Source organism: Isoptericola sp. Y581 (genome assembly GCF_059445475.1).
Genome location: NZ_JCAIUK010000007.1, coordinates 34,274 through 57,282 on the forward strand (window position 1 = coordinate 34,274; position 23,009 = coordinate 57,282).

Genomic DNA, 23,009 nt, shown 5'->3' on the forward strand with positions numbered 1-23,009 from the left:
CACCACCACCGATGCCCGGGGAAGAGGCCGCTGATGTCCGGCGACATCGTCATGAACGACGAGTTCCTGTCCCAGGTCGAGGCCGACCTGGGGCAGATGAAGGACCGGCTGTACGAGCCGCTGGACGCGATCCGGAGCGCCGACGCTTCGGCCGTCGGCGAGCCCGAGCTGGTGGAGAAGGTGTCCCACTTCCGGGACAAGTGGGACCACAGCATCGACGAGATGTGCGAGGCCACGGGGAACGCCAAGGAGCAGCTACAGAAGATCCGCGACGGCTTCGCCAAGATCGACGCCGACCTCGCTGCGGCGCTCGGGGGCGAGTGATGGTCCACTACGAGTACATCGGGTACGACCCGGCGCCCGGCGACCACGCCGTCACGGGCACGCTCGCCACCGGCCTCACCAGCGGGCACGAGACGCTCGAGCGCGTGAAGTTCCTGCTCGGCAGCGTCGACGAGGGCGAGTGGGCGGGCGAGGTCGCCATCGCCTTCCGCAGCATGCTGCACGACGGCTTCGAACCGAAGGTGGTGGAGGCCGAGGAAGCCTTCCGTAAGGCCGCGACCGCGCTCGAGACGTGGGCGGACCACCTGGAGGGCTACCGCGAGCGCGCGGACACGCTGAACCGCGAGCTCGGCGAGGCCAAGGCCGCGCTGAGCTCGGCGGAGTCGAACCTCTACTCCATGCCGGACGGCCGCCGGCCCGAGGACGACGCACCGCAGCACGAGTGGGACGACTACCAGGACGACGAGCGCGCCCGTGGCACCGCGCAGGGCGCCGTCGACGACACCCAGGCCGTCGTCGACGGCGTGTGGTCGCGCATCACGACCCTGGTCGAGGAGTACGGCGCGGCGTCGCGGACGCTCCTCGCGGACTTCGACACCGCCGCGGCCATGGCGCCGGACGACCCGTCGTGGTTCGACCAGGCGGTCGACTGGGTCGGTGACCGCTTCGAGGACCTCGGCGACGCGTTCGGCGACCTCGGCGACATGATCCTCGAGTGGGCGGCCGAGAACGCGGGCCTGCTCGACCTGATCTCCGACATCATGGGCGTCGTCAGCCTCGTGGCCGGCATCATCTCGCTGCTGCCGATCCCGGGCGCGCAGGTCTTCGCCCTGGTCAGCGTCGTGGCCGGCGGCGTCGGCACGCTCGCCGCGTACCTGAGCGCGGCGGGGCAGGCGGGGTCGTTCGCGGGCGGCTTCACGCCCGGCGTCATCGTGGGGATGGTCGGCACGGCGCTCGGCGCCGGCGGCCTCACGGCCACGTTCAAGGCGGTGTCCGCCTCGGCGACGGCCGCGGGGCGCGTCGCGCCGACGTTCGCCCAGTTCATGAACCCGGCGTCCAGCGTCGGCCGGGCGGCGACCGGCGCCTTCCCCGGGTTCTTCACGATGGCGGCGCGGGGCGGGAGCATCGACTCCGCCGCGGAGCTGGCGTGGCGCTCGGCGGACATCGTGTTCGACCAGGGGATCTTCCTCGGCACCGAGCCGCTCAACTGGTTCAGCGACTTCGGGCACCTCAAGGGCGACGACTACAACGGCATCCTGCCCGACTGGGGTGCCACCGCGGGCAAGACCGACGGCGAGGGCGCGCTGCTGCGCACCCAGCTCAAGAACAGGTGAGCATGATGACGGACAGCGGCACCCTCGACGCCGGCACCCTCGACGTCGACAACCCCACCCGGTGGAAGCTCAACGTCCGCGTGCCCTCGGACTGGGTCGAGCTCGCCGGGACCCAGACCCCGGACGAGGCGCTCGGCGTCATTCGCGGCGCGCTGGACGCCGTCGACGTCGAGCTGCCCGCCCACGACGCGGGCCTCCTCCTCGCGGGCCTGCGCGCCTGGCGCGAGGTGTGGAGCAGCCAGTCCGTGCTGCTGCACGGCCTCGTCTACCAGGGCAAGGAGTACCGCGGCCCGACGGCGATCGACGAGGAGATCTTCGTCAACGTCGTGGGCTCCGTGCGGCAGGTCGACGCGTTCGACGGGCCGCTGTCCCTGCTCGAGGTCGTGCGGCGCGTGGTCGCGGCCAAGATGGGCTTCGACCTGTCCGCCGCGTACACCGAGTCGTTCGAGACCGGCATCGGGCCCGCCCTCGGCATGACCGTGACCTATCCGGTGGACGTGCGCGACCCGTCGGCGCCGCAGGAGGTCGAGCCGGGGCGGCAGCGCGAGATCGGGCTGGCCGTGGTCGTCACGGCGCCTTCGGACGGCGGCCTGGGCCTGGTGCTCGTGGGTTGGTCGAGCGAGCCGGATCACGTGCAGGCCGTCGGCATGCTGCTCGCCGCGATGGCCGGGCCCGCGAAGATCGTCCCCGTGAACGCGCAGGGCGAGGAGACGGGGTGACGGTGCAGGAGGCCGAGGCGCCGCCGCAGGGACGACGACGCGGCCGCGCGCCGCTGCCCCCGTTCCCCCGCGAGGTGCCGCTGCCCGCGACGTTCGGCGACTGGTACGACGTGGCCGCCGCAAACCTCGGCGCCGCCCAGCGGCGCGACGGCGGGGGGCGGCGCATGCTCGCGGGCCTCCTCCTCCTCCTGGGCTGCCTGGCCGGGGCCGCCCTGGCCACCCGGCCCGTCCTGGTGCTGCTGGGGCAGGGCGCCGACGGCGAGCGGGCCGACGTCGCGTCCCTCGTCGTGGGCGCCGTCGTCCTGCTGGCGACGCTCGCCTGGTGGTTCCGGTACCGGCGGGACTGGGTGCGGACGCGGCGCCTGCGGCAGGCGTGGGCCCTCGCGCTGCGACGGCCCGAGGCGTTGGCGCTGCCGGCACGGAATCGCCCGGCCTCCGGCGTCGGCCCCGGGCTGGTCGATCCCGAGCAGATGCACGACTTCCGGGCGCGCGAGCGCGGGCTCGAGGGGTACCCCGGGGTCAAGCCCGTGGACGGGGCCACCGGTCTCCTCGACGCGCTGCGGGCGATCCTCTACCCGATCATGGCGGTCGTCGGGCTGCTGCTCGTCGCCGTCGGCCTGGACCAGGAGCCGCTGAGCGACGGCGCCACCGCCCTCGCGCCCGGGGTGGTGGTGCTGGTCGCCGGGCTTGCGGCGTCGGTCCGGGCATGGCGGCGCCTGGCCGACGGCTGGGCCGTGGTCGGCCTGGAGAACGACGACCGCGCCCGGTGGACCGGGTGGCGCGTGCTGCACGGGCTCCAGGAGCCGGCGGTGCAGGCACCGTGGTGGCGGCGGCTCAACCTCGTCTTCCTGCCCGTCGCGGCCGGTGGCCTGGTCGTCGTGCTCGCGCGGTTGACGTCCGGCCCGACGACGGGCGTCGACGGGTTGTCGGTCGGCATCGCGATCGTCGTCGTGCCGATCCTCGTGGTCTACGGCAGCTTCGTCGTGCGCGTGCTGGCCGGACGGGCGCGTGCCCGCGGCACGGACGTCGCCGTCCGGGTGCTGCGCGACGACGTGCCGCCACAGGGGCCGGTCGCAGTCCCCGCCGGCCCGGCGGTACTCGCCCTCGGCGAGGCGCCCGAGCTGCGTCCGGCCGACGGGCCGGCGGTCGCGCTCGGCGGCGCCGCGCTGATCAGCGGCGCCTCCCACACGTTCGCGGCCCGCCGGCACTGGCTGGTGCTGGCCGACGGGTCGCAGGTGCCGCTGTCGTGCGCGGACGTCCGCCGGGCCCGCAGCCTGGCCGGGGCGGCCGGCCTGCGGGTGCTCTGAGCGTCAGAGCGCGTCGAGCCCGAGCACCCGCCGGGCGTTCCCCGCGTACAGGCCGGGCAGCAGGCGGGCGGGCAGGTCGGCCCCGGAGATCTGCCACCGGCCCTGCGGCGGCACGTCCTCGCCGGGCGCGTAGTCGAAGCTCTCGTCGTCCGTCTCGAGGAACCGGAAGTGCACCTCGAGCTGGTCGCTCGTCACGGGGAACGCGTCGGTGCCGAACAGGACCCGGTCGGGGAACTCCTCGACGAGCCGGCGGAACCGCCGGGGCTGCCGGCCCAGCTCGGCGAGCCGGCCGGCGATGTCGACCACCAGGTTCGGCGCCGCCCGCAGCAGCCGCTCGACGTGGTCGAGGTCCTCGGCGACGCAGCCGACGTGCGCGCCGATGTATCGGGTGCCCGGCGTGGCGACGACCAGCCGCTCGAACGCGTCGAGGAGCCGCTCGAACGACGGGTAGTGCTCGCGGTCAGCGAACGACCAGTCCGGCTCGCCCGCGAGCTCGTCGAAGCGCTCGTTGTGCGCGTCCAGGGGCTCGAAGAAGGCCTTCGGGTCGGCGACGTGCACGAGCGCCGGGAGGCCGAGCTCGCCGGCGAGCTCGAGCACCTCCACCACGCGGGGGTCGTCCGGGAGCACGAGCGCGCCGTCGGGCCCGACGACCGTGAGCCCGAGGTTCTTCCACACCTTGAGGCCCCGGGCACCCCGCGCGGCGCAGTCGCGCAGCTGCTCCTTGAGCTCGAGCTCCCCGCCGTCCTGCCCCAGCAGGGACCAGTCCAGCTGGCAGAAGGTGAGGAAGCGGCCGGGGTGGGCGCGGTCGTACCGGTCGAGGTTGGCCTCCAGCTCGTCGCCCCATCGGCCGTCGAGGTTGACGACCGTCTCGATGTTCGCGGCGGCCATCATCGCGAGCAGCTCCACGACGTCGGGCGTGCACCAGTCGGGGGTGAGCCAGCGCCCGAGGTGGTTGTGGACGTCGATCGCGGGCACCGCCGCGCGCGTGACCCGCGAGGCCGGCGCGGACACCTGCGGGCGCGGCGCCCAGTCGACGAGTCGGAGGTCCGGGACGGCGACGGGGGCGGCGGGAGCCGCCCCGAGCGGGTCCGGTGCGTGGGTCATGGGAGGTCTCCTCGGAGGCGTGCGGAAAGTGCTCGACGTGCGCGGGACGCCCCCGAGAATGGTCCACGCATGAGCAGGTTGCCGATCCGTTACGCGAATCACTCAGTGGGAATGATCGAATTCACCAGTTTTGCTGACTGGCGCGCAACGGCCGAGCACGATGGGCGTCGACGGCGCCGGTCCGGGACGCCGTCCCTCCCGCACCCGCTGCGGGCGGTCGCACGACGACAGGAATGCGCACGTGAGCACCAGCACCGTCACCGAGCGTGAGATCCGCAGCCAGCCCGAGGTCTGGGCCCAGGCGGTCGCCGCCGCGCCCGCCGGAGGCCACGTGCTCGGCCGTCCCGGCGAGCGGGTCCTGGTGCTCGGCTGCGGCACCAGCGCCTTCGTCGCCCAGTCGCTCGCCCAGCTGCGCGAGCGCGCCGGGCAGGGGGAGACCGACGCGGCCTACGCGTCCGAGTGGACGCCGACCCGTGTGTACGACCGGGTGGTCGTCATCAGCCGCTCCGGGACCACGAGCGAGGTGCTCGAGGCGCTGGCGGCCGTGCCCGCCGGCACGACGAAGGCGGCCGTCGTCGGCGTGGCCGGCACCCCGGTCACCGAGGCCGCCGACGAGACGCTCGTGCTGGACTTCGCGGACGAGGAGTCCGTGGTCCAGACGAGGTTCCCCACCTCGGTGCTCGCCCTCGCCCGCACCGCCCTCGGCGAGGACCTCGGCCCCGTCGTCGCTCAGGCGGCCGACGCGCTCGCCGCGCCGCTGCCGGTGGACCCGGCCGGCTTCGACCACTTCGTCTTCCTGGGCCGGTCGTGGGGCTACGGCCTCGCGCAGGAGGCCGCGCTCAAGGTGCGCGAGGCCGCGCAGGCGTGGTCGGAGTCGTACCCCGCGCTCGACTACCGGCACGGCCCCGTCGCCGTCGCCGGCCCCACGAGCCTCGTCACCCTCTTCGGCGACGCCGACGACGCGCTCGTCGCCGACGTGGAGCGCACCGGCGCGACCGTGCTCCACGAACCCCTCGACCCCCTGGTCCAGCTGGTCCAGGCACAGCGGCTCGCCGTCGAGCTCGCCACGAGCCGCGGCCTCGACGCCGACACGCCGCGGCACCTCACCCGGTCGGTCGTGCTCGGCTGAGCCGAGGCGTTCACCGACGAGACTTCGCAGAAGAGACAAGGACGATCATGCTGCGTCATCACGCTCGTACCGGCCGCAGGTGGGGCGCCGTCGGCGCCACCGCCGCCCTCGTGACCGCGACCGCCATGCTGGCCGCCTGCTCCTCGGGCGCCCCCGGGGCCACGACCCTCGACAAGGACGCCGACGTCACCCTCACCTGGTGGACCGGGCAGGCCGACCAGGCCCAGACCATCCTCACCGGGCTGGCCGAGGAGTTCGAGGAGGACCACCCGAACGTCACGATCGAGGTCTCGTCGGGGGCGCCGTCCACGGAGGACCTGCTGCAGAAGCTGTCGTCGTCGTTCGCGGGCGGCACCTACCCCGACATCTCGTACGCGTTCGGGTCGTGGGCGAGCGAGCTCGCCGACTCCGAGCGCACCCTCGACATCACCGACCAGGTGGCGGAGCCCGACGTCGGGTGGGAGGAGTTCTCCGGCGCGGCCCGGCAGACGGCGCAGCCGACCGGCGACGCGACGATCGGCTTCCCCGCCGTCGTCGACAACATCTCGCTGATCTACAACAAGACCGTCTTCGACGCCGCGGGGGTCGACCACCCCACCGCGGACTGGACGTGGGACGACTTCCGCGCGGCCGCGAAGGAGCTCACCGACCCGACCACCAGCACCTACGGGTACGCGTACTCCGTCTCCGGCTCCGAGGAGACGACGTGGCAGTTCTGGCCGCACCTGTGGCAGAACGGCGGCGAGATCCTCGACGAGTCGGGCTCCGAGGCCACCTTTGACTCCGAGGCCGGCGTCGACGCGCTGACGTTCCTGCGCGACATGGCGGTCGAGGACGAGTCGGTGTACCTCGACCAGACGGACACCAAGTTCGGGCAGATCTTCGCGAGCGACCAGATCGGGATGATCACCTCCGGCCCCTGGTCGCTGTACGACCTTCAGGTGGCCGGCACCGACTACGGCGTCGTGCCGCTGCCCGGCACGGACGGGGAGCACACGACGATCTCGGGCGCCGACCTGTGGGTGCTCTTCGACCACCAGGACACCAACCGCGAGTACTGGTCGTACGAGTTCACCGAGTGGCTCACGGACCCGGAGCAGGACGTGCGCTGGAACGTCGCGTACGGCAACCTCCCGCTGCGAGAGAGCGAGATCGACTCCCCGGAGTTCCAGAAGCAGGTGAGGGAGATGCCGGGCATCGACGTGATGGCCGAGAACAGCAAGAACGCCACGATCCCGCGGCCCACGGTCGCGGGCTACGTGAACCTGTCGGAGGCGATCGGCACCGCGATCTCGCAGGTGCTGCAGGGTCAGGGCGAGCCGGCCGAGGCGCTGGGGAAGGCCGCCGACGACGCGACCGAAGCCCTGGCGGACCAATGACCGCGACGCTGACCCCGGCCGCGGCCCCCGCGGCGACCCCCTCCCGTGCGCGGCGGCCCGGCCGGGGCCGCCGCGCGCGGGAGGGGCTCACCGGGTGGGGGTTCGTCGGTCCGGCGACCCTCATCGTGCTCGGCCTGTCGATCTTCCCCGCGGTGTGGGCGTTCCTGCTGTCGCTGCAGGACTGGAACGGCTTCTCGGTGCCGGAGTCGGTCGGCCTGGACAACTACCTGGCGATGGGGTCGGACGCGGACCTCGCCGCCGCCGCGACGCACACCCTGCTGTACACGGCCCTCTTCGTCCCGGCCTCGGTGCTGCTGGGGCTGGGCCTCGCCGTCCTGCTGAACCGGCGGATCGTCCTCGTCGGGCTGTACCGCACCCTGATCTTCCTGCCGTTCGTCGTCTCCGCGGCCGCGACCGGCATCCTCACGACGTACCTGTTCAACCCCCAGTTCGGGCTCGTCAACAACGCGCTGCGCGGGCTCGGGCTGCCGCAGCAGGGCTGGCTGGAGGACCCGCACCAGGCGATGGTGGTCATCGCGATCATGTCGCTGTGGGGGCAGGCGGCCTTCACCACCGTCATCTACCTCGCCGCGCTGCAGGACATCCCCGCCGAGCTGACCGAGGCCGCGCGCGTGGACGGGGCCAACCGCTGGCAGTCGTTCTGGCACGTGACGTTCCCGCAGCTCGCGCCCGTCACCGTGTTCGTCGCGATCTGGCAGACGATCCAGGCGATCCAGCTCTTCGACCTCGTGTACACGACCACGCGGGGCGGGCCGCTCGGGGCCACCGAGACGATCGTCTACTACCTGTGGACCTCGGCCTTCAAGGACCTCGAGTTCGGGTACGCGTCGGCGGTGGCCTACGGGCTGTTCGCCGTCACCCTCGCGATCACCATCGGCGTGACGATCTACTCGCGCCGCAGCAAGGTAGGTGGACTCTGATGACGATGCTCGCCGCTCCCGCTCCCGCCGTCGAGGGCCCGCCGCCGGAGCCGACCCCCGGCCCGGCGCGCCGCCGTCGCCCCCGCGCCGGCTGGTGGCACCTGCTGCTCGTGCCCGTGGCGCTGGTGTTCGCCGTGCCCTTCGTGCAGATGTTCCTCACGTCGCTGACGCCGGAGTCGGAGATCAACCGGTTCCCGCCTCGCCTGCTCCCGTCGGCGCTGACCTTCGACGGGTACGCGAAGCTCTTCCGCGACAGCGACATCCTGCTGTGGACGGGCAACACGATCCTCGTGTCGGCGGTCGCGGTCGTCTCCCACCTCGCCCTGTGCTCGCTGGCCGGGTACGGGTTCGCGCGGCTCAAGTTCCCGGGCCGCAACGCCGGGTTCCTCATGATCGTCGCGACGATCATGATCCCGACCCAGCTGCTCATGGTGCCGACGTACGTGATGTTCGCCCGTGCCGGCATCATCGACACCCTCGCGGCGGCGATGGTCCCGTGGCTCGCGTCGGTGTTCGGGATCTTCCTGATGCGGCAGTTCTTCCTGTCGCTGCCGGCCGAGCTCGAGGAGGCCGCCGAGCTCGACGGCTGCTCTCGCTTCGGCACGTTCTGGCGGATCATCCTGCCGCTCGCGCGGCCGGCGCTCGCGACCCTCGCGATCTTCACGCTGCTCAGCTCGTGGAACGACCTCGTCTGGCCGCTCATCGCGATCAACGACCCGGGCTCCTTCACGCTGCAGCTCGGCATCACCAACTTCCAGGGCGCCCGCCGCACCGACTGGTCGCTGCTCATGGCGAGCAACGTGGTCGCGACGCTGCCCCTGATCCTCTTCTTCGTCTTCGCGCAGAAGCAGTTCATCGCCACCATGACGTTCACGGGGGTCAAGGGATGACGGGCACCACCGCAGCCGCGCAGGGCGGGCCGCGGCCCGTCGTGGTCGTGGGCGACGCGAACGTCGACCTCGTGCTGCGCGGCGACGTCGTCCCCCGGTTCGGCCAGGCCGAGCAGCTCGCCGAGTCCGGCGACCTCGTGCTGGGTGGCTCGGCGAGCATCGCCGCGTCGGGCGTGGCGCGGCTGGGGGTGCCGACGTCGCTCGTCGCCCGGGTGGGCGCGGACACGTTCGGCGCGTTCACGCTCGACGCGCTGCGCCGATCCGGGGTCGACGTCGCCGAGGTCGAGGTGGCGGACGACGAGCCCACCGGCCTGTCCGTGATCCTGTCCACCCCGCACGACCGGGCGATCCTCACAGTGCCGGGCACCATCCCGACGCTCACGGGCGCGCGCGTCACCGAGGTGCTCGACGCGCGGTCGCCGGGTCTCGTGCACGCCGCGTCGTACTTCCTGCAGCCCGGGCTGGCGGCGGCCCTGCCCGGCGTCCTCGCCCGGGCGCGCGCCCAGGGCTGGACGACGAGCCTGGACACGAACTGGGACCCGCGCGAGGAGTGGGCCGGGCTGGACGCCGTGCTGCCCCACCTCGATCTGCTGCTGCCCAACCGCAACGAGCTGCGCGCGATCGCCGGCGCCCTCGGGGAGCCCGCTGGCCTGGACGACGTCGGCCTGGCGACGCGGATCGCGGGCCGCGGGCCGCGCGTGGTCGTCAAGGACGGGGCGGACGGCGGCTGGTCGGTGGGCGCGGACGGCGACGTCGTGCGCGCGCCCGGCGTCGCCGTGGACGTGGTCGACACCACGGGTGCGGGCGACAGCTTCGACGCGGGCTACCTGGCGGCCGCCGCGTACGGGGTCGCCGACGAGCACGAGCGCGTGCGCTGGGCGACGACGGCGGGGTCGCTGTCGACGCTCGGCTCCGGCGGCACCGGCCGCCAGGCGACCCGGCACGACCTCGAGGAGGTGCTCGCGCGGTGATCTCGGCCCTCGCGCTCAGCCCGTCGCTCGACGTCACGTACGTGGTCGACGAGCTCGACGGGATCCAGCGGCCGCGCTCCACCCACCGCGTGCCGGGCGGCAAGGCACTCAACGCGGCGCGCGCGGCGGCCGCCCTCGGGGCGCGGGTCGCGGCGGTGGCGGTGCTCGGCGCGGGCGTCGGGGACGACGTGGCCGCGGGGGCCCGGGCGGACGGCGTCGACGTGTACGTGGTGCCCGGCACGGAGCCGACGCGCAGCTGCGTGTCGATCCTCTCTCGGCACTCCGGCCGGCTCACCGAGATCTACGAGCAGGCCGTGCCGCTCGCTCCGGACACCGTGGCCGCCGCAATCGACACCGCCGTCGGGCTCGCCGCGGGCCGGCCCGGCTGGTGGTTCGCCGCCGGCGGCCTGCCGGCCTCCGCGCCCCCGGACCTGTTGTGCGACCTCGTCCGCCGGCTGCACGACGCCGGGGTGCGGGTGGCCGTGGACAGCCACGGCCCGGCCCTGCGCGGCGCCGTCCTGGCCGGTCCCGACCTGGTGAAGGTCAACCGCGCCGAGGCCGTCGAGCTGACGGGCGGTGACCCCGGGGCGCCGATGCCGGATCTCCTCGCGGCGGTGCGGGGGCTCAGCGGGGGGCTGGTCGTGGTGACCGACGGCGCGGCGGGTGCGTGGGCCACGGACGGGAGCCGCGTGCTGCGCGCGCGGCTCGACGGGCGCACCGGGAGATTCCCGGTGGGCAGCGGTGACTCGTTCCTTGGCGGTCTGCTCGTCGCGCTCGACCGCGGCGGCGACCTCGCCGGCGCGATGGCGCTCGCGACCGCGACCGGGACGGCGAACGCGCAGGTGCCCGGCGCGGCGGTGCTCGACCCGAAGCTGGTGCAGCGTCTCGTCGCCGAGGTCGAGGTGGTCGACGTGCCCGAGGAGGCATGGGAGGGCCCCGCGGCCGGCTCTCAGTCCGCGACGACCTGAACGTCCACGCCGGCCGCGCGGATCGCCTCGAGCGCGTCGGGGTCCGCCGACGAGTCGGTGACCAGCACGTCGACCTCCGAGAGTTCGGCGACCTTCGCGAGCGTCACCCGGCCCACCTTTGAGCCGTCCGCCACGACCACCACGTGCTCGGCGTGGGTCACCATCGCGTGGTTCGTGCGGGCCTCGGTCTCGTCGTGGGTCGTGGCGCCGCCGCGCACGCTGATGCCGTCCGTGCCGAGGAACGCCGTGCCCACGTTGATGGCGTTGAACGTGTTCTCGGCGAGCACGCCCACGGCCTCGAACGAGCTGGACCGGACGAACCCGCCGGTCATGATGACCTGCAGGTTGCTGCGCGACGCGAGCTCCATGGCGGTCGTGAGCGCGTTGGTGGCGATCGCGAGGTCGGGCCGCGTGGCGAGCACCCGCGCGACGGCGGCCGCGGTGGTGCCGCCGCTGATGGCCACCGAGTAGCGGCCGGGGGGCAGCAGGCCGGCCGCGTGCTCGGCGATGCGCAGCTTCGCGTCCCGGAACCTGGTGTCGCGCAGCAGCACGGGCACCTCGGTGGTGGGGTCGAGCGCACGGACGCCGCCGTGCGTCCGCACGAGCAGGCCCTGGTCCTCCATGGAGGCGAGGTCGCGCCGCATCGTCGCGGACGACACGTCGAGCTCCCGGACGAGGTCGGTGAGGCGGGCCGTGCCGCGCTCGTTGACGTAGGTCAGCGTCTGCATCATGCGCTCGGTGCGCTTGTGGGAGATCGCGCGCGGCGCCGTCTCGGCGGTGGTCGGCATGCCGTTCCCTTCAAACCGCTCATGCAAAGTGATCGTTTATCCCGAATTCTGATCGCATTCTTGCACAGCTCGCGCGAAGCCGCCGATGATCGACGCCATGGTCAGCATCGTGTTCATCGGCGCCGGGAGCGTCGTCTTCACCCGCCAGCTCGTCGCGGACATCCTGCGGTACCCCGAGCTCGTGGACGCCCGGCTCGTGCTGCACGACATCGACCCCGAGCGCCTGGAGGTGGCCGAGGCGACCGCCCGCCAGGTCGACCGGCAGCTCGGCGCCCGGGCCACCGTCGTCACGGCCGCCGACCGCCGCGAGGCGCTGGACGGCGCCGACTTCGTGATCGACATGATCCAGGTGGGCGGCGTCGACGCGACCCTCGCCGACCTCGAGATCCCCGCGCGCCACGGCCTGCGCCAGACGATCGGCGACACCACCGGCGTGGGCGGCATCTTCCGCGCGCTGCGCACGTTCCCCGTGCTCACGGGGCTCGCCGCGGACATGCTCGAGCTGTGCCCGGACGCGTGGCTGCTCAACTACACCAACCCGATGGCGATGAACGTGTGGTGGCTGTCCGTCGTCGCGCCGGAGCTCAAGGTCGCCGGGTTGTGCCACAGCGTCTACTGGACCGCGCACGACCTGGCCGAGCTGGTCGGCGTGCCCGTCGAGGAGACGCGGTACCGCGCGGCCGGCGTCAACCACCAGGCGTGGCTGCTCGAGTGGGAGCACCAGGGCCAGGACCTCTACCCGGTGCTGCGCGACCGCATCCGGTCCGAGCCCGAGCTCGAGCGCCGCGTGCGGGTCGAGATCTTCCGCCGCCTCGGGTACTACCCGACGGAGACCAGCGAGCACTCGTCCGAGTACCTGTCGTGGTTCCTGCGCTCCGACGCGCAGATCGAGCGCTACCGGCTGGCGCCGCTCGAGTACGTCGGCATCAGCCGCGAGAACCTCGCCGAGCTGGACCGGGCCAAGAAGACCCTCGCCGCGGGCGGGGACCTCGAGCTGGAGGAGGGCGCGAGCGAGTACGCGCCGCAGATCATCCACTCGCTCGTCACCGGCACCCGCCGCGAGGTGCACGTCAACGTGCCCAACCGCGGCCTGATCGACAACCTGCCGCAGGACGCCGTCGTCGAGGTGCCCGCCGTCGTGGACGGGAACGGCCTGGTGCCGGTGCCGATGGGGCAGCTGCCGGTGCAGTGCGCGGCGGTCAACCAGCCGTACGTGTCGGTGGGCCGGCTGACGGTCGAGGCCGCCCGCACCGGCGACCCCTTGCTCGTGCGGCAGGCCGCGCTCGTGGACCCCAACGCGTCGTCGACCCTGACGCCCGAGCAGATCTGGGCCGTGTGCGACGAGCTCGTCGACGCGCACGGCGACCTGCTGCCCGAGGCCCTGCGCGCCCACGTCCCGGCGGGCGCGCTGTGACCCTCGCGGCCACCGGGTCCCTCGTCGCCGACGCCGCACGGGCCGGCGGCGCCGTGCTGGCCTTCAACGTCATCACGCTCGAGCACGCGGAGGGCATCGCCCTGGGCCTCGAGGCCGCGGGCCTGCCCGGCATCCTGCAGGTGAGCGAGAACGCGGTGCGCTTCCACGGCGGGCGGACGGCGCCACTGGTCGCGGCCTGCCGGGAGATCGCGGCCTCGGCGGGTGTGCCCGTCTCCGTGCACCTCGACCACGTGCAGGACGTGGAGCTCGCCCGCTCCGTCGTCGCGAGCGCCTGGCAGCTCGGCATCTCGTCGGTCATGGTCGACGCCGCGCACCTGGACTACGAGGCGAACGTGGCGACGACGGCCGAGCTTGCCGCGGCCGCCCACCGCACGTCGCTGTGGGTGGAGGCGGAGCTCGGGGCGATCGGCGGCAAGGACGGCGCGCACGCGCCCGGCGTGCGGACCGACCCCGACGAGGCTGCGTCGTTCGTCGCGCGCACCGGCGTCGACGGCCTCGCGGTCGCCGTGGGCAGCTCGCACGCCATGACGACGGCGACGGCGGAGCTCGACCTCGACCTGGTCGAGCGGCTCGCGGCGGGGGTCCCGGTGCCCCTGGTGCTGCACGGATCCTCGGGGGTGCCGGTGCCGACGCTCCGGGGTGCCGTCGCCGCGGGCATCCGTAAGATCAACGTCGGGACGGCGCTCAACGTCGGGTACACGGCGCAGGTGCGGCAGTTCCTCGACGCGAACGACACGGTCACCGACCCGCGCAGGTACCTCGACCCGGCGCGGGGCGCGGTGCGCGATGCCGTCGACCGGCTCTGCACCCAGGTCCTGCACGGATAACGCCCGCGGGGCGCCCGACGGAGGGAACGACGGCATGAAGCACGCGACGACCCTGGCCATCACGCTCGGGCTGGCCCTGTCGGCGGCGGCCTGCGGGGGCGCCCCCGGCGCGAGCGGGTCCGATCCCGCGACGACGGGCGGGCCGGCTCCCGAGGCTTCCGTGGCGCTGCCGCCCACGAGCGGCGTCTTCGACTACCAGCTCGGCGGCGCGTACGACGAGGTCGACACCGGCGACGGCGCCGGGTCGGGCGAACCGGTGCCGATCGACGTCGTCGTGCGCGACGCGACCGCCGACCCGCTGCCCGGCGCGTACAACGTCTGCTACGTCAACGGGTTCCAGACCCAGCCGGACGACGCCGACCTGTGGACGGGGGAGCACGAGGACCTGCTGCTGCACGACGCCGACGGGGAGCTCGTCATCGACCCGGAGTGGCCGGACGAGTACGTGCTCGACCCGTCGACCGAGGAGCAGCGCGCCGGGATCCTCGAGGTGCTCGGGCCGGTCGTGACCGGCTGCGCGGTCGCCGGCTTCGACGCCGTGGAGATCGACAACCTCGACACGTGGACCCGGTTCGACGCGATCGACGAGGAGGGCGCGCACGAGCTCGCCCGCGCGTACGTCGACCTTGCCCACGGGGCTGGGCTCGCGATCGCGCAGAAGAACGCCGCCGAGATCACGCAGGTCGCCAAGGACGAGCTCGGCTTCGACTTCGCCGTCACCGAGGAGTGCGGCGTGTGGTCCGAGTGCGCCGCGTACACCGACGTCTACGGCGACCACGTGCTGCAGATCGAGTACCCCGAGGCCCTCGAGGAGGCGGGCCTGACCTTCGCCGACGTGTGCGCCCTCGACGACCGCGCGCCACTCACCATCCTCCGCGACCTGGACCTCGTCGTCGCCGGCGAGGACGGGTACGTCTACGACGCCTGCTGACGTTCCGTGCGCCGCGGCATCAGCCGTCGGCGAGGTGGGCGATCAGCTTTCGGGTCACCCGGTCGAGGTCGGCGCGGTCCTTGCGCGTGAGCGCTGACACCGTCTCCTGCTGACCGGCGGTGTGCTTCGTGACCGCCTCGTCCACCAGGCGCTTCCCCTCGGGGGTGAGCTCGACGTCGAGGCTGCGCCGGTCGTGGGAGCTCGGCACGCGGACGATGAGGCCGCGCTTCTCCAGCCGGTCCAGGCGCCCGGTCATCGTGCCAGTGGTCATGAGCAGCGCGCGGGCGAGGCTGGTGGGGGAGAGGCGGAACGGTTCCCCCGCGCGGCGGAGGGCGAACATGACGTCGCCGTCGCCGCGGTTCACGCCGTAGTCGGCGGCGAGCCGGTCCGTGTGGCCGTTCACCAGCTCCGCGGCGCGGGTCAGCCGCGCGAGCAGGGCCATGGTGTCGCGGTCGATGTCGGGCCGCTGGTCGGCCCACTGCTGGACCAGGGCGTCGATGCGGTCGTTGTCGTCCACCCGACCACTTTAGCTTGCGCGCGAGTTACTTGTGGCCTAACTTTCATACAAGTAACTCGCACACAAGCTACTTGAGGAGGAGTAATGACGACGACGCTGATGCTCAACGGGTCGGAGGCTCTGGAGGTGCTCGGGAGCACCGCCGACCGCTTCGAGGTGGAGGCCACCTACGCGCCCCGGGGCGAGCGGCCCCCGAAGCACGTGCACCCCCACCACGACGAGTCCTTCGCCGTGCGGTCGGGCGCCCTCCGGGTCGGGTTCGCCGACCGGGAGCAGGACTTCGTCGCGGGCGAGGAGTTCGTGGTCCCGCGCGGCACCGTGCACCACATGTGGAACCCGGGCGCCGAGCCCACCGTCGTGCGCTGGCTCAGCACCCCGGCCGGCCGCGTCGAGGCGTTCTTCACCGCCATGGACCGGCTGCACCGGGAGGGGCGCGCCGGCCTGGTCGGCCTCGCCGGCGTGCTGCACGTGTACCGCGACGTCATGCGCCCCGCGTCGCCGGTCACCCGCGCCGCGATCCGCGTTCTCGGCCCGCTCGTCCGCCGGAAGTCGGGTGATGGGCCCGCGGCGGAAGTATGATCACCGGTATGACTGCCGGCTCCGAGATGACCACGATCAAGGTGCCCGTCGCGCTGCGCGACCGGCTCCGCGCCCTGGCCGAGGAACAGCACGTCACGCAGGCCGAGGCGCTCGAGCGGCTGCTGGACGAGGCCTCCGACCCCCGCATCGAGCAGTACGTGTCGTCGGCATTCGAGCGCTGGGCGCCGGCGCTCGAGAAGCTCGCGTGACTCGCTACCCCACGCTCCGTGACGCCCTCGTCGTTGTCGAGCACGGGGCCTGGGTGGTGCGCGACATCGGCCTGCTCGACTCCGTCGTGCAACGCCCGCGGGCCGTCATGTACGGCACCGAGTTGTACCCGGGCCTGCACCTCAAGGCGGCTGCCCTGCTCGACTCCGCGAACAGGCTGCATCCGCTCGTCGACGGCAACAAGCGCCTCTCGCTGGTCCTCACCGACGTCTTCTTCGCCATGAACGGCCATCAGCTTGAGGCGGGTCAGGACGAGATGGTGGAGCTCATCCTGACCATCGCCTCGGAGCATCTGCCCCTCGAAGACATCGCGACCTGGCTCGCGGACCACACGCACTGAGTCGGCCTGCGTGACCCGAACGGCGTGGGAGGTGCGCTGCACCCGGGGCCGGACCACAATGCCCGAATGAAGAGCCAGGGCGAGCGGGACGCGCAGACCGTCACGATCGTGACGTCGGTGGTGGTCTTCGGCGTGACAACCGTCGGCCTCACGTTCGTGCTCGGCGCTCTGATCAGCGTCCTTGCCCCGGTCATGCAGGCCTGGTTGTACGACGTCGTCTGGGTGGCGAGCGTCGTTCTAGGCCTCGTGGCCGCGGCCCTGATCTCGCGGCGGCTTCGTCGCTGAGCCCGCCTTCAGGCACGTTGTACGGTCGGGTGCATGAGCACGCTGGGAATCGTCGGTAGTGGAAGCATCGGGTCTGCCGTAGCACGGCTGGCCGTCAAGGCGGGGATCCCCGTCGTGGTCGCCAACTCGCGCGGGCCGCAGACCCTAGCCGGCCTGATCGACGAGCTCGGCCCCCTCGCATCTGCCGGGACCGTGGACCAAGCCGCTGCCGCCGGTGACCACGTCGTGCTCGCGGTCCCGCTGACGGCGATCGAGGCACTGGACCCGCACCTGTTCGATGGCAAGGTTGTCCTGGACACGACGAACTACTACCCCTACCGCGATGGGCGTGTTGCACGCCTGGACAACGGCGAAGTTACCTGTGGCGAGCTCGTCCAGGAGCACTTCGCCGGAGCGCGCCTGGTCAAGGCGTTCAGCAACATCGTCGCCCCACACATCCCGCAGCTGGCTCGCCCGGCCACCGCCGACGACCGCACTGCCCTGCCGATCGCAGGCGACGACGACACGTCGAAGACCGAAGCTGCAGAATTGATCGACCAGCTGGGTTTCCTGACCGTGGACGCCGGCGCGCTGGCCGACGCGTGGCGGTTCGAGCCGGAGTCGGAGGCATACACCCAGATCTACCTGGCCGACCCGAGTACACCGCTGGAACAGTTGATGCAGGCTCCAGCAGGCCCCGTTTCCCCCTCGCGCCTGTCGCGCCATCTCATGGCGGCCACCCGCGTCAACGTCGCGGACCGGCAGTTCTGACCGCTGACCAACTCCCGATGTCTCCGGACTGGAACGCGGGCTGAAGAGCAGGGCGCTGGTCACCCTCGTGAGTAGGGCCATAAATCACCCGCCAAGCCCGCTCGCGACTCGGGCCGCCTGAGTGGGTACGCGACCGTGGCAAGCGAAAGGCCCGCTGACCGCATCTGCGGTCAGCGGGCCCTCGTTCTCACTGGGTCAGGTGTTCTGCGGGGGCCTACCCGCTCGAGCCTGAGCCTGCCGGATGCGCTGTACTTCGAACCCTGCCCACGCGACGCCAAAGGCCAGGGGCACCCACGAGACGATCGAGTCGTAGATGTAGTGGCCGATGAACGAGCCGACCGCTAGACCGATGACGACGGACAGGAGGACGCGCATCCATGCGCTGCGGTCGAGGGTCATGACAGGCACTTTAAGGTCTTCCACTCAATCTGTCGGCCAGTTGCCGTCGAGCGGCCCGATGCCATGGGCGACCGCGATCTGGACACACTTGCCACTGGCGGCGTCGTCGTCCTGCGCCATTGCGCTGGGCGCACCGGCCGCCACCATCGCTGCGGCGGGGTTCTCAACCTCCCAGATCCGAAAAGGAAGAGGAGTATGGTGCTGGTCACCCTGGTGACGGCGAGCCTTCACCAGGAATGATCACCAGCCGCTGGGGCTGAGGATCTTGCGGATGCGCTTCTCGCTGACGGCGCCGTCGGTGCCGAGCTGCTGGGCGAACAGCGAGACGCGCAGCTCCTCGATCAGCCAGCGCACGTCGGCGAGCTCGGCGGCGCGGGCAGGGTCGGCGGGCCCGGCGGCGTAGGCAGCGCGGGCCTTGTCGTAGGCCTCGACGACGTCGTGGACGCGCCAGGCCAGCTCGGCGTCGCGCGCGGGGTTGGTCTGCGCCTTGTCCAGGCGGTAGGACGCGGCGCGCAGGTAGCGCACCAGGTGCGGCACGCGCCGCGGCGGCGTCTGGGAGATGAAGCCGTCGTGGATCAGCCCGGCCACGTGGTCGCGGATGTCCTGCAGCGTGTTGAGCAGCGCGAGAGACGACGACGAGCGGACCTCGCCCTCGACTGTGCGCCACGCGGTCAGCGCGGCGACGACGTGCCCGACGATCCGGTGCACCTCGTCCTCCAGGTGCCGCCGCACGAACGCGACGGCCGCCGCGTACGCCTCGGCGTCCCGGATCCTCGCGGCATCGATGGTTGAGCCAGCGCCGTCCTGAGCCTGTCGAAGGGTCGAAACCCCGGCCGGAGTGCCCGGCGCCTTCTCGCCGTCCGGGCTGGTCAGCGCGATCACGGCCGCGAGCTGCAGGTCGGCCACCAGGGCCTCGGTATTCCGGTACGGCGCGGCGGCGAGCGTCAGGGACTGCGACGACGTCCACCGCGACGTGATGCGCCCCGTCTGCAGCGCTGCTTCGGACAGCAGCAGCCGCCGTACCCCGCGCGCGTGCCGGGCGTCCCGACCGGCAGCGTCCGCCAGCACGCGCAGCGCCACGCTCGGCTTCCGCTTCGCGTCCTCCTCCTCGACCAGGGCCGGGTAACCCTTGACCACCACGCCGCCGCCGAGGTCGGTCGAGACGGCGTCGGGCAGCGCGCCGTCCGGCAGCCCCGAGGGCCAGGTCGTCAGCCCGGACTGCTCCGCCACGACGACCGTCCCGCCGGTTGAGCCTGTCGAAACCCGGGTCTCGACACGCGGGTCCTGAGCCTGTCGAAGGGCGACCGACGAAGCAGGTTCGACCGACGGTGTGGTTTCGACAGGCTCAACCAACGACACGCGACGGGCCTCCTCGAGGGCCAGGCCGACGGCGCCCTTGACGGCCGCCCTCACCGCGGCCTCGGACCGCGACGCGAGCCGCCTCTGCAGCGCGAGCAGGTCCTTGGACTCGTCGACGGCGCTCGGTGCGGCGGGCTGCTTGCGCTTGCGGCCCTTGCTCGTGCGCTTCGTGGTCTCGACAGGCTCGACCGACGGCTGCTCCTCGACGCGGAAGGTCATGCGCAGGTGGGCGGGCAGGCGCTCGGTGCGTTCGGCGTCCCACACGTCGTCGGGGATGTCGACGTCGCGCAGGGCGCGCACGGCGCGCGTGAACTCCACGTGGAACGGCGCGGCCATGTCGCCGGCGCGGGTCATGTCGTCCCAGGACGGCGTGTTCGCGCGCAGCCAGTCGGCGACGGCGTGCCCGACGTCGGGCGCGGGCACGAGCTGCACGCGCACGGCCTTGGGCAGCGAACGGATGGTCGCGACGCACAGCTCGTCGAGCAGGCCGGGCACCATCCAGTCGAAGCCCTCGGGGGCGACGCGGTTGAGGATCGACAGCGGGATGTGCACGGTGACGCCGTCGGCGGCGCTGCCGGGGGAGAACTGGTAGGTCAGCGGCAGGGTGACCTCGCCCTGCGTCCACGTCTCGGGGAACGCGTCGGTGTCCACGGCGTCGGCGTCGACGAGCTGGTCGAGCGTGAAGGTGAGCAGGTCGGGGGTCTCGCGCTGCGCCTGCTTCCACCAGCCGTCGAAGTGGGCAGCGCTGACGACGGACGCGGGCACGCGCTCGTCGTAGAACGCGAACAGGTCGTCCTCGGAGGCGACGAGGCCACGCCGACGCGAGCGCGCCTCGAGCTCCTCCGCCTCGGCGAGGAGGCGCCGGTTCTCGGCGAAGAATCGGTGGTGGGTGGTCCACTGCCCCTCGACGAGCGCGTGCCGCACGAACATCTCGCGCGCGGCCTCGGCGTCGATCTTGGCGAAGAGCACGGGGCGGTCGGCGACGATCGGCACCCCATACAGCAGCACCTTCTCGGTGGCCATGGCCGCGCCCTGCTTGGTGGACCAGTGCGGGTCGGAGTAGGTGTGCTTGGCGAGCGGACCCGCGAGCTCCTCGGCCCACTCGGGCTGGATGCGCGCGACGTCGCGCGCCCACAGCCGGGAGGTCTCGACGAGCTCTCCGGCCATGATCCACTCCGGCGGCTTCTTGCTCAGCGGCGAGCCGGGGAAGATGGCGAACCGCGCGCCGCGGGCGCCCAGGTACTCGTTGCGCGCGCGCTTCGCCGCCTGCCGCAGCGCGCGGGCGCGGGCCTCGCCGCGCAGGTGTGCCACCGACGACGCCTTGATCTCGCCGGCCTCCTGCATGCCGATCTGGCTGAGCAGCCCGGCCAGCAGCGACTGGTGGATGGTGTCGCCGTCCCAGTCGTGCTTGAGGTCGGTGTCGCTGGTTTCGACAGGCTCAACCGGCGAACCACCACTGGTCTCGACAAGCTCGACCGACGAGGACACCCGGGGCTTGAACGACATGTCGATGCCGAGCGGCTTGCTCATCTCGCGCAGCTGGGACACGACGTCCTGCCACTCACGGATGCGCAGGAAGTTGAGGTACTCCGCCTTGCACATCCGTCGGAACGCGGACGAGCCCATCTCGTGCTGCTGCTCGCGCACGTACTCCCACAGGTTGAGGTACGTGAGGAAGTCGGAGCGGGGGTCGGTGAACCGGGCGTGCAGCTGGTCGGCCTGGGCGCGGGTCTCGGTGGGGCGCTCGCGCGGGTCCTGGATGGACAGGACGGCGGCGATGATCGCGACCTCGCGCGCGACGCCGCGCTTGGCGCCCTCGACGATCATGCGCGCCAGGCGCGGGTCCATCGGGAGCTGCGCGAGGGTGCGACCGACGTCGGTGAGGCGGGTGGCGCCGTCGCGCGTCTCGAGGGCGCCGAGCTCGGTGAGGAGCTGGACGCCGTCGCGCACGGCGCGTGTGTCCGGGGGCTCGACGAACGGGAAGCGCGCGACGTCGTCGGGGGTCTTCACGACGCCGACGGAGATCATCTGCAGCAGCACGGACGCGAGCGACGTGCGCAGGATCTCGGGCTCGGTGAACTCGGGGCGGCTCTCGAAGTCCTCCTGCGAGTAGAGGCGGATCGCGACGCCGTCCGCGACGCGGCCCGAGCGCCCGGAGCGCTGGTTGGCGCTCGCCTGGCTGATCGGCTCGATCGGGAGCCGCTGCACCTTGGTCGCCTTGGAGTAGCGCGAGATGCGGGCGGTGCCCGGGTCGACGACGTAATGGATGCCCGGCACGGTCAGCGACGTCTCGGCGACGTTGGTCGAGAGCACGATCCGCCGGCCCGGGTGGGACTGGAAGACGCGGTGCTGCTCGGCCGCGGACAGCCGCGAGTACAACGGCAGGATCTCCACGTGCTGCGGGTGCTTCGGGTCGCGCACCCGCTCCTTGAGGTGTCCCTCGAGCGCGTCGGCGGCGTCGTGGATCTCCCGCTCGCCCGACAGGAACACGAGGATGTCGCCTGGGCCCTCGCGCATCAGCTCGTCGCAGGCCTCGACGATGCCGGTGACGAGGTCCTTCTCCCCGCCGCCGGTCGAGCCTGTCGAGACCTTCCTCTTCGCTCCCTGGGTTTCGACAGGCTCAACCAGCGGGCGCCAGCGGATCTCGACCGGATAGGTGCGCCCGGTGACCTCGACGACGGGCGCCAACTCGCGGTCGCTCTGGTCCTGCGCTCCGCTCCCGGCGGATGCCTCGCTGCGCTCGGCCTCCACCGTCCGCTCTGCCCTGGCCCAACGCTCCAAGGACGCAGGCGAGAAGTGCGCCGCGAACCGCTCGGAGTCGATGGTCGCGGAGGTGATGATGACCTTGAGGTCCGGCCGGCGCGGCAGCAGGCGGGACAGGTAGCCGAGCAGGAAGTCGATGTTGAGCGACCGCTCGTGCGCCTCGTCGATGATGATCGTGTCGTAGGCGAGCAGTTCCGGGTCCCGCTGGATCTGGGCCAGCAGGATGCCGTCGGTCATGACCTTGACCAGCGTCTCCTCGGACGACGTGTCCGTGAAGCGCACCTGGTAGCCGACGATGCCGCCCAGCTCGGTGCCGAGCTCCTCCGCGACGCGCTCGGCGACGCTGCGCGCCGCGATCCGGCGGGGCTGCGTGTGCCCGATCTGGCCCTTCCGGCCGCGGCCGAGCTCCAGCAGGATCTTCGGCAGCTGCGTCGTCTTGCCCGAGCCGGTCTCGCCCGCGAGGATGACGACCTGGTGGTCGCGGATCGCGGCGGCGATGTCCTCCCGGCGCGCCGAGACCGGCAGCTGCTCGGGGTAGACGATGGGCGGCACCTCGACGGCGGCGCGGCGCGCGGCCGCCTTCGCGAGCTGCTCGCGGCTGACGCGGCGCGGGCCCTGCTGCCGGGCGGAGGGACGGCCGCTCGACCGGCCGCTCGACTGGCCCGAACCGGAGGCATTGCCGCGCCCACGACCCCGTCGGCGGGGTCGGCGCGCACCGCCGTCGTCCGACGACGGCTGCGGGGCGGGGCTGGGCTCGGTGCTCACGACGTTCCATTCTCTCAAG

The 23,009-nt window shown here is 72.6% G+C and carries 23 protein-coding genes; 18 read left to right on the plus strand and 5 right to left on the minus strand.

Going from position 1 to position 23,009, the window contains the following annotated elements; all coding sequences use genetic code 11:
* Positions 1 to 33: 33 nt before the first annotated feature.
* Genes AC1C2W_RS13980 through AC1C2W_RS13995 form a run of 4 tightly spaced genes read left to right on the plus strand, consistent with a single transcriptional unit; the run spans position 34 to position 3,642 of the window.
* Positions 34 to 324 (plus strand): hypothetical protein, encoded by a 291-nt coding sequence (locus tag AC1C2W_RS13980; protein ID WP_495389864.1) that lies wholly within the window; start codon positions 34 to 36, stop codon positions 322 to 324.
* Positions 324 to 1,616 carry a putative T7SS-secreted protein gene (locus AC1C2W_RS13985; protein ID WP_495389865.1) on the plus strand — a complete coding sequence of 431 codons (1,293 nt, stop codon included), beginning with the start codon at positions 324 to 326 and terminating at the stop codon, positions 1,614 to 1,616. The genes AC1C2W_RS13980 and AC1C2W_RS13985 overlap by 1 nt, the downstream gene beginning before the upstream one ends.
* 2 nt (positions 1,617 to 1,618) lie before the next feature.
* Positions 1,619 to 2,335: a hypothetical protein gene (locus tag AC1C2W_RS13990; RefSeq protein ID WP_495413418.1), complete on the plus strand. Its 717-nt coding sequence runs from the start codon at positions 1,619 to 1,621 to the stop codon at positions 2,333 to 2,335.
* Positions 2,332 to 3,642, plus strand: a complete 1,311-nt coding sequence (locus AC1C2W_RS13995) for a hypothetical protein (protein ID WP_495413419.1) — start codon at positions 2,332 to 2,334, stop codon at positions 3,640 to 3,642. The genes AC1C2W_RS13990 and AC1C2W_RS13995 overlap by 4 nt, the downstream gene beginning before the upstream one ends.
* Before the next feature lie 3 nt (positions 3,643 to 3,645).
* Here AC1C2W_RS13995 and AC1C2W_RS14000 read toward each other — a convergent pair whose 3' ends face one another.
* The gene (locus AC1C2W_RS14000) at positions 3,646 to 4,746 is read right to left on the minus strand and encodes an amidohydrolase family protein (RefSeq protein WP_495413420.1); all 1,101 of its coding nucleotides are present in this window, start codon (positions 4,744 to 4,746) and stop codon (positions 3,646 to 3,648) included.
* Positions 4,747 to 4,987: 241 nt separating this feature from the next.
* On the opposite strand from AC1C2W_RS14000, the gene AC1C2W_RS14005 reads away from it, so the two are divergent.
* The 6 genes from AC1C2W_RS14005 to AC1C2W_RS14030 are packed head-to-tail and all read left to right on the plus strand — an operon-like array spanning position 4,988 to position 11,024.
* Positions 4,988 to 5,875, plus strand: a complete 888-nt coding sequence (locus tag AC1C2W_RS14005; protein WP_495389869.1) for an SIS domain-containing protein — start codon at positions 4,988 to 4,990, stop codon at positions 5,873 to 5,875.
* 47 nt (positions 5,876 to 5,922) lie between these two features.
* Complete coding sequence (locus AC1C2W_RS14010) at positions 5,923 to 7,254, plus strand: ABC transporter substrate-binding protein (RefSeq protein ID WP_495413421.1); 1,332 nt, start codon at positions 5,923 to 5,925, stop codon at positions 7,252 to 7,254.
* The gene (locus AC1C2W_RS14015) at positions 7,251 to 8,195 is read left to right on the plus strand and encodes a carbohydrate ABC transporter permease (RefSeq protein WP_495413422.1); all 945 of its coding nucleotides are present in this window, start codon (positions 7,251 to 7,253) and stop codon (positions 8,193 to 8,195) included. The genes AC1C2W_RS14010 and AC1C2W_RS14015 overlap by 4 nt, the downstream gene beginning before the upstream one ends.
* A complete protein-coding gene (locus AC1C2W_RS14020; protein ID WP_495389872.1) occupies positions 8,195 to 9,085 on the plus strand; it encodes a carbohydrate ABC transporter permease in 891 nt (296 codons plus the stop codon). The genes AC1C2W_RS14015 and AC1C2W_RS14020 overlap by 1 nt, the downstream gene beginning before the upstream one ends.
* Entirely contained in the window at positions 9,082 to 10,056 is a 975-nt protein-coding gene (locus tag AC1C2W_RS14025) for a carbohydrate kinase family protein (protein ID WP_495413423.1), read from the plus strand. The genes AC1C2W_RS14020 and AC1C2W_RS14025 overlap by 4 nt, the downstream gene beginning before the upstream one ends.
* On the plus strand, positions 10,053 to 11,024 hold the full coding sequence (locus AC1C2W_RS14030) for a 1-phosphofructokinase family hexose kinase (protein WP_495413424.1): 972 nt from the start codon (positions 10,053 to 10,055) through the stop codon (positions 11,022 to 11,024). Before AC1C2W_RS14025 ends, AC1C2W_RS14030 begins: the two co-directional genes overlap by 4 nt.
* Here the strand turns inward: AC1C2W_RS14030 and AC1C2W_RS14035 are convergent.
* Positions 11,006 to 11,812 (minus strand): DeoR/GlpR family DNA-binding transcription regulator, encoded by an 807-nt coding sequence (locus AC1C2W_RS14035; protein WP_495413425.1) that lies wholly within the window; start codon positions 11,810 to 11,812, stop codon positions 11,006 to 11,008. The genes AC1C2W_RS14030 and AC1C2W_RS14035 overlap by 19 nt on opposite strands.
* Before the next feature lie 97 nt (positions 11,813 to 11,909).
* Here AC1C2W_RS14035 and AC1C2W_RS14040 point away from each other — a divergent pair, with 97 nt between their 5' ends.
* Genes AC1C2W_RS14040 through AC1C2W_RS14050 form a run of 3 tightly spaced genes read left to right on the plus strand, consistent with a single transcriptional unit; the run spans position 11,910 to position 15,005 of the window.
* Positions 11,910 to 13,226, plus strand: coding sequence for an alpha-glucosidase/alpha-galactosidase (locus AC1C2W_RS14040; protein ID WP_495413426.1), 1,317 nt, complete (start codon positions 11,910 to 11,912; stop codon positions 13,224 to 13,226).
* Positions 13,223 to 14,074, plus strand: a complete 852-nt coding sequence (locus tag AC1C2W_RS14045; protein ID WP_495389877.1) for a class II fructose-bisphosphate aldolase — start codon at positions 13,223 to 13,225, stop codon at positions 14,072 to 14,074. Before AC1C2W_RS14040 ends, AC1C2W_RS14045 begins: the two co-directional genes overlap by 4 nt.
* A 34-nt stretch (positions 14,075 to 14,108) precedes the next feature.
* Positions 14,109 to 15,005, plus strand: a complete 897-nt coding sequence (locus AC1C2W_RS14050) for an endo alpha-1,4 polygalactosaminidase (RefSeq protein WP_495413427.1) — start codon at positions 14,109 to 14,111, stop codon at positions 15,003 to 15,005.
* 19 nt (positions 15,006 to 15,024) lie between these two features.
* Here AC1C2W_RS14050 and AC1C2W_RS14055 read toward each other — a convergent pair whose 3' ends face one another.
* The gene (locus tag AC1C2W_RS14055; protein WP_495413428.1) at positions 15,025 to 15,522 is read right to left on the minus strand and encodes a MarR family winged helix-turn-helix transcriptional regulator; all 498 of its coding nucleotides are present in this window, start codon (positions 15,520 to 15,522) and stop codon (positions 15,025 to 15,027) included.
* An 84-nt stretch (positions 15,523 to 15,606) separates the two neighbouring features.
* On the opposite strand from AC1C2W_RS14055, the gene AC1C2W_RS14060 reads away from it, so the two are divergent.
* The 5 genes from AC1C2W_RS14060 to AC1C2W_RS14080 all read left to right on the plus strand — a co-directional run bounded on the left by AC1C2W_RS14060 (position 15,607) and on the right by AC1C2W_RS14080 (position 17,704).
* Complete coding sequence (locus tag AC1C2W_RS14060; RefSeq protein WP_495413429.1) at positions 15,607 to 16,101, plus strand: cupin domain-containing protein; 495 nt, start codon at positions 15,607 to 15,609, stop codon at positions 16,099 to 16,101.
* An 8-nt stretch (positions 16,102 to 16,109) separates the two neighbouring features.
* Positions 16,110 to 16,310, plus strand: coding sequence for a hypothetical protein (locus tag AC1C2W_RS14065; RefSeq protein WP_495389881.1), 201 nt, complete (start codon positions 16,110 to 16,112; stop codon positions 16,308 to 16,310).
* On the plus strand, positions 16,307 to 16,669 hold the full coding sequence (locus tag AC1C2W_RS14070) for a type II toxin-antitoxin system death-on-curing family toxin (RefSeq protein ID WP_495389882.1): 363 nt from the start codon (positions 16,307 to 16,309) through the stop codon (positions 16,667 to 16,669). Before AC1C2W_RS14065 ends, AC1C2W_RS14070 begins: the two co-directional genes overlap by 4 nt.
* Before the next feature lie 66 nt (positions 16,670 to 16,735).
* The gene (locus tag AC1C2W_RS14075; RefSeq protein WP_495389883.1) at positions 16,736 to 16,954 is read left to right on the plus strand and encodes a hypothetical protein; all 219 of its coding nucleotides are present in this window, start codon (positions 16,736 to 16,738) and stop codon (positions 16,952 to 16,954) included.
* A 33-nt stretch (positions 16,955 to 16,987) separates the two neighbouring features.
* Positions 16,988 to 17,704, plus strand: coding sequence for an NADPH-dependent F420 reductase (locus AC1C2W_RS14080; RefSeq protein WP_495389884.1), 717 nt, complete (start codon positions 16,988 to 16,990; stop codon positions 17,702 to 17,704).
* A gap of 195 nt (positions 17,705 to 17,899) precedes the next feature.
* Here the strand turns inward: AC1C2W_RS14080 and AC1C2W_RS14085 are convergent, their stop codons facing one another.
* The gene (locus AC1C2W_RS14085; protein WP_495413430.1) at positions 17,900 to 18,103 is read right to left on the minus strand and encodes a hypothetical protein; all 204 of its coding nucleotides are present in this window, start codon (positions 18,101 to 18,103) and stop codon (positions 17,900 to 17,902) included.
* A 240-nt stretch (positions 18,104 to 18,343) separates the two neighbouring features.
* Complete coding sequence (gene hrpA / locus AC1C2W_RS14090; protein ID WP_495413431.1) at positions 18,344 to 22,990, minus strand: ATP-dependent RNA helicase HrpA; 4,647 nt, start codon at positions 22,988 to 22,990, stop codon at positions 18,344 to 18,346.
* Positions 22,991 to 23,009: the final 19 nt, after the last annotated feature.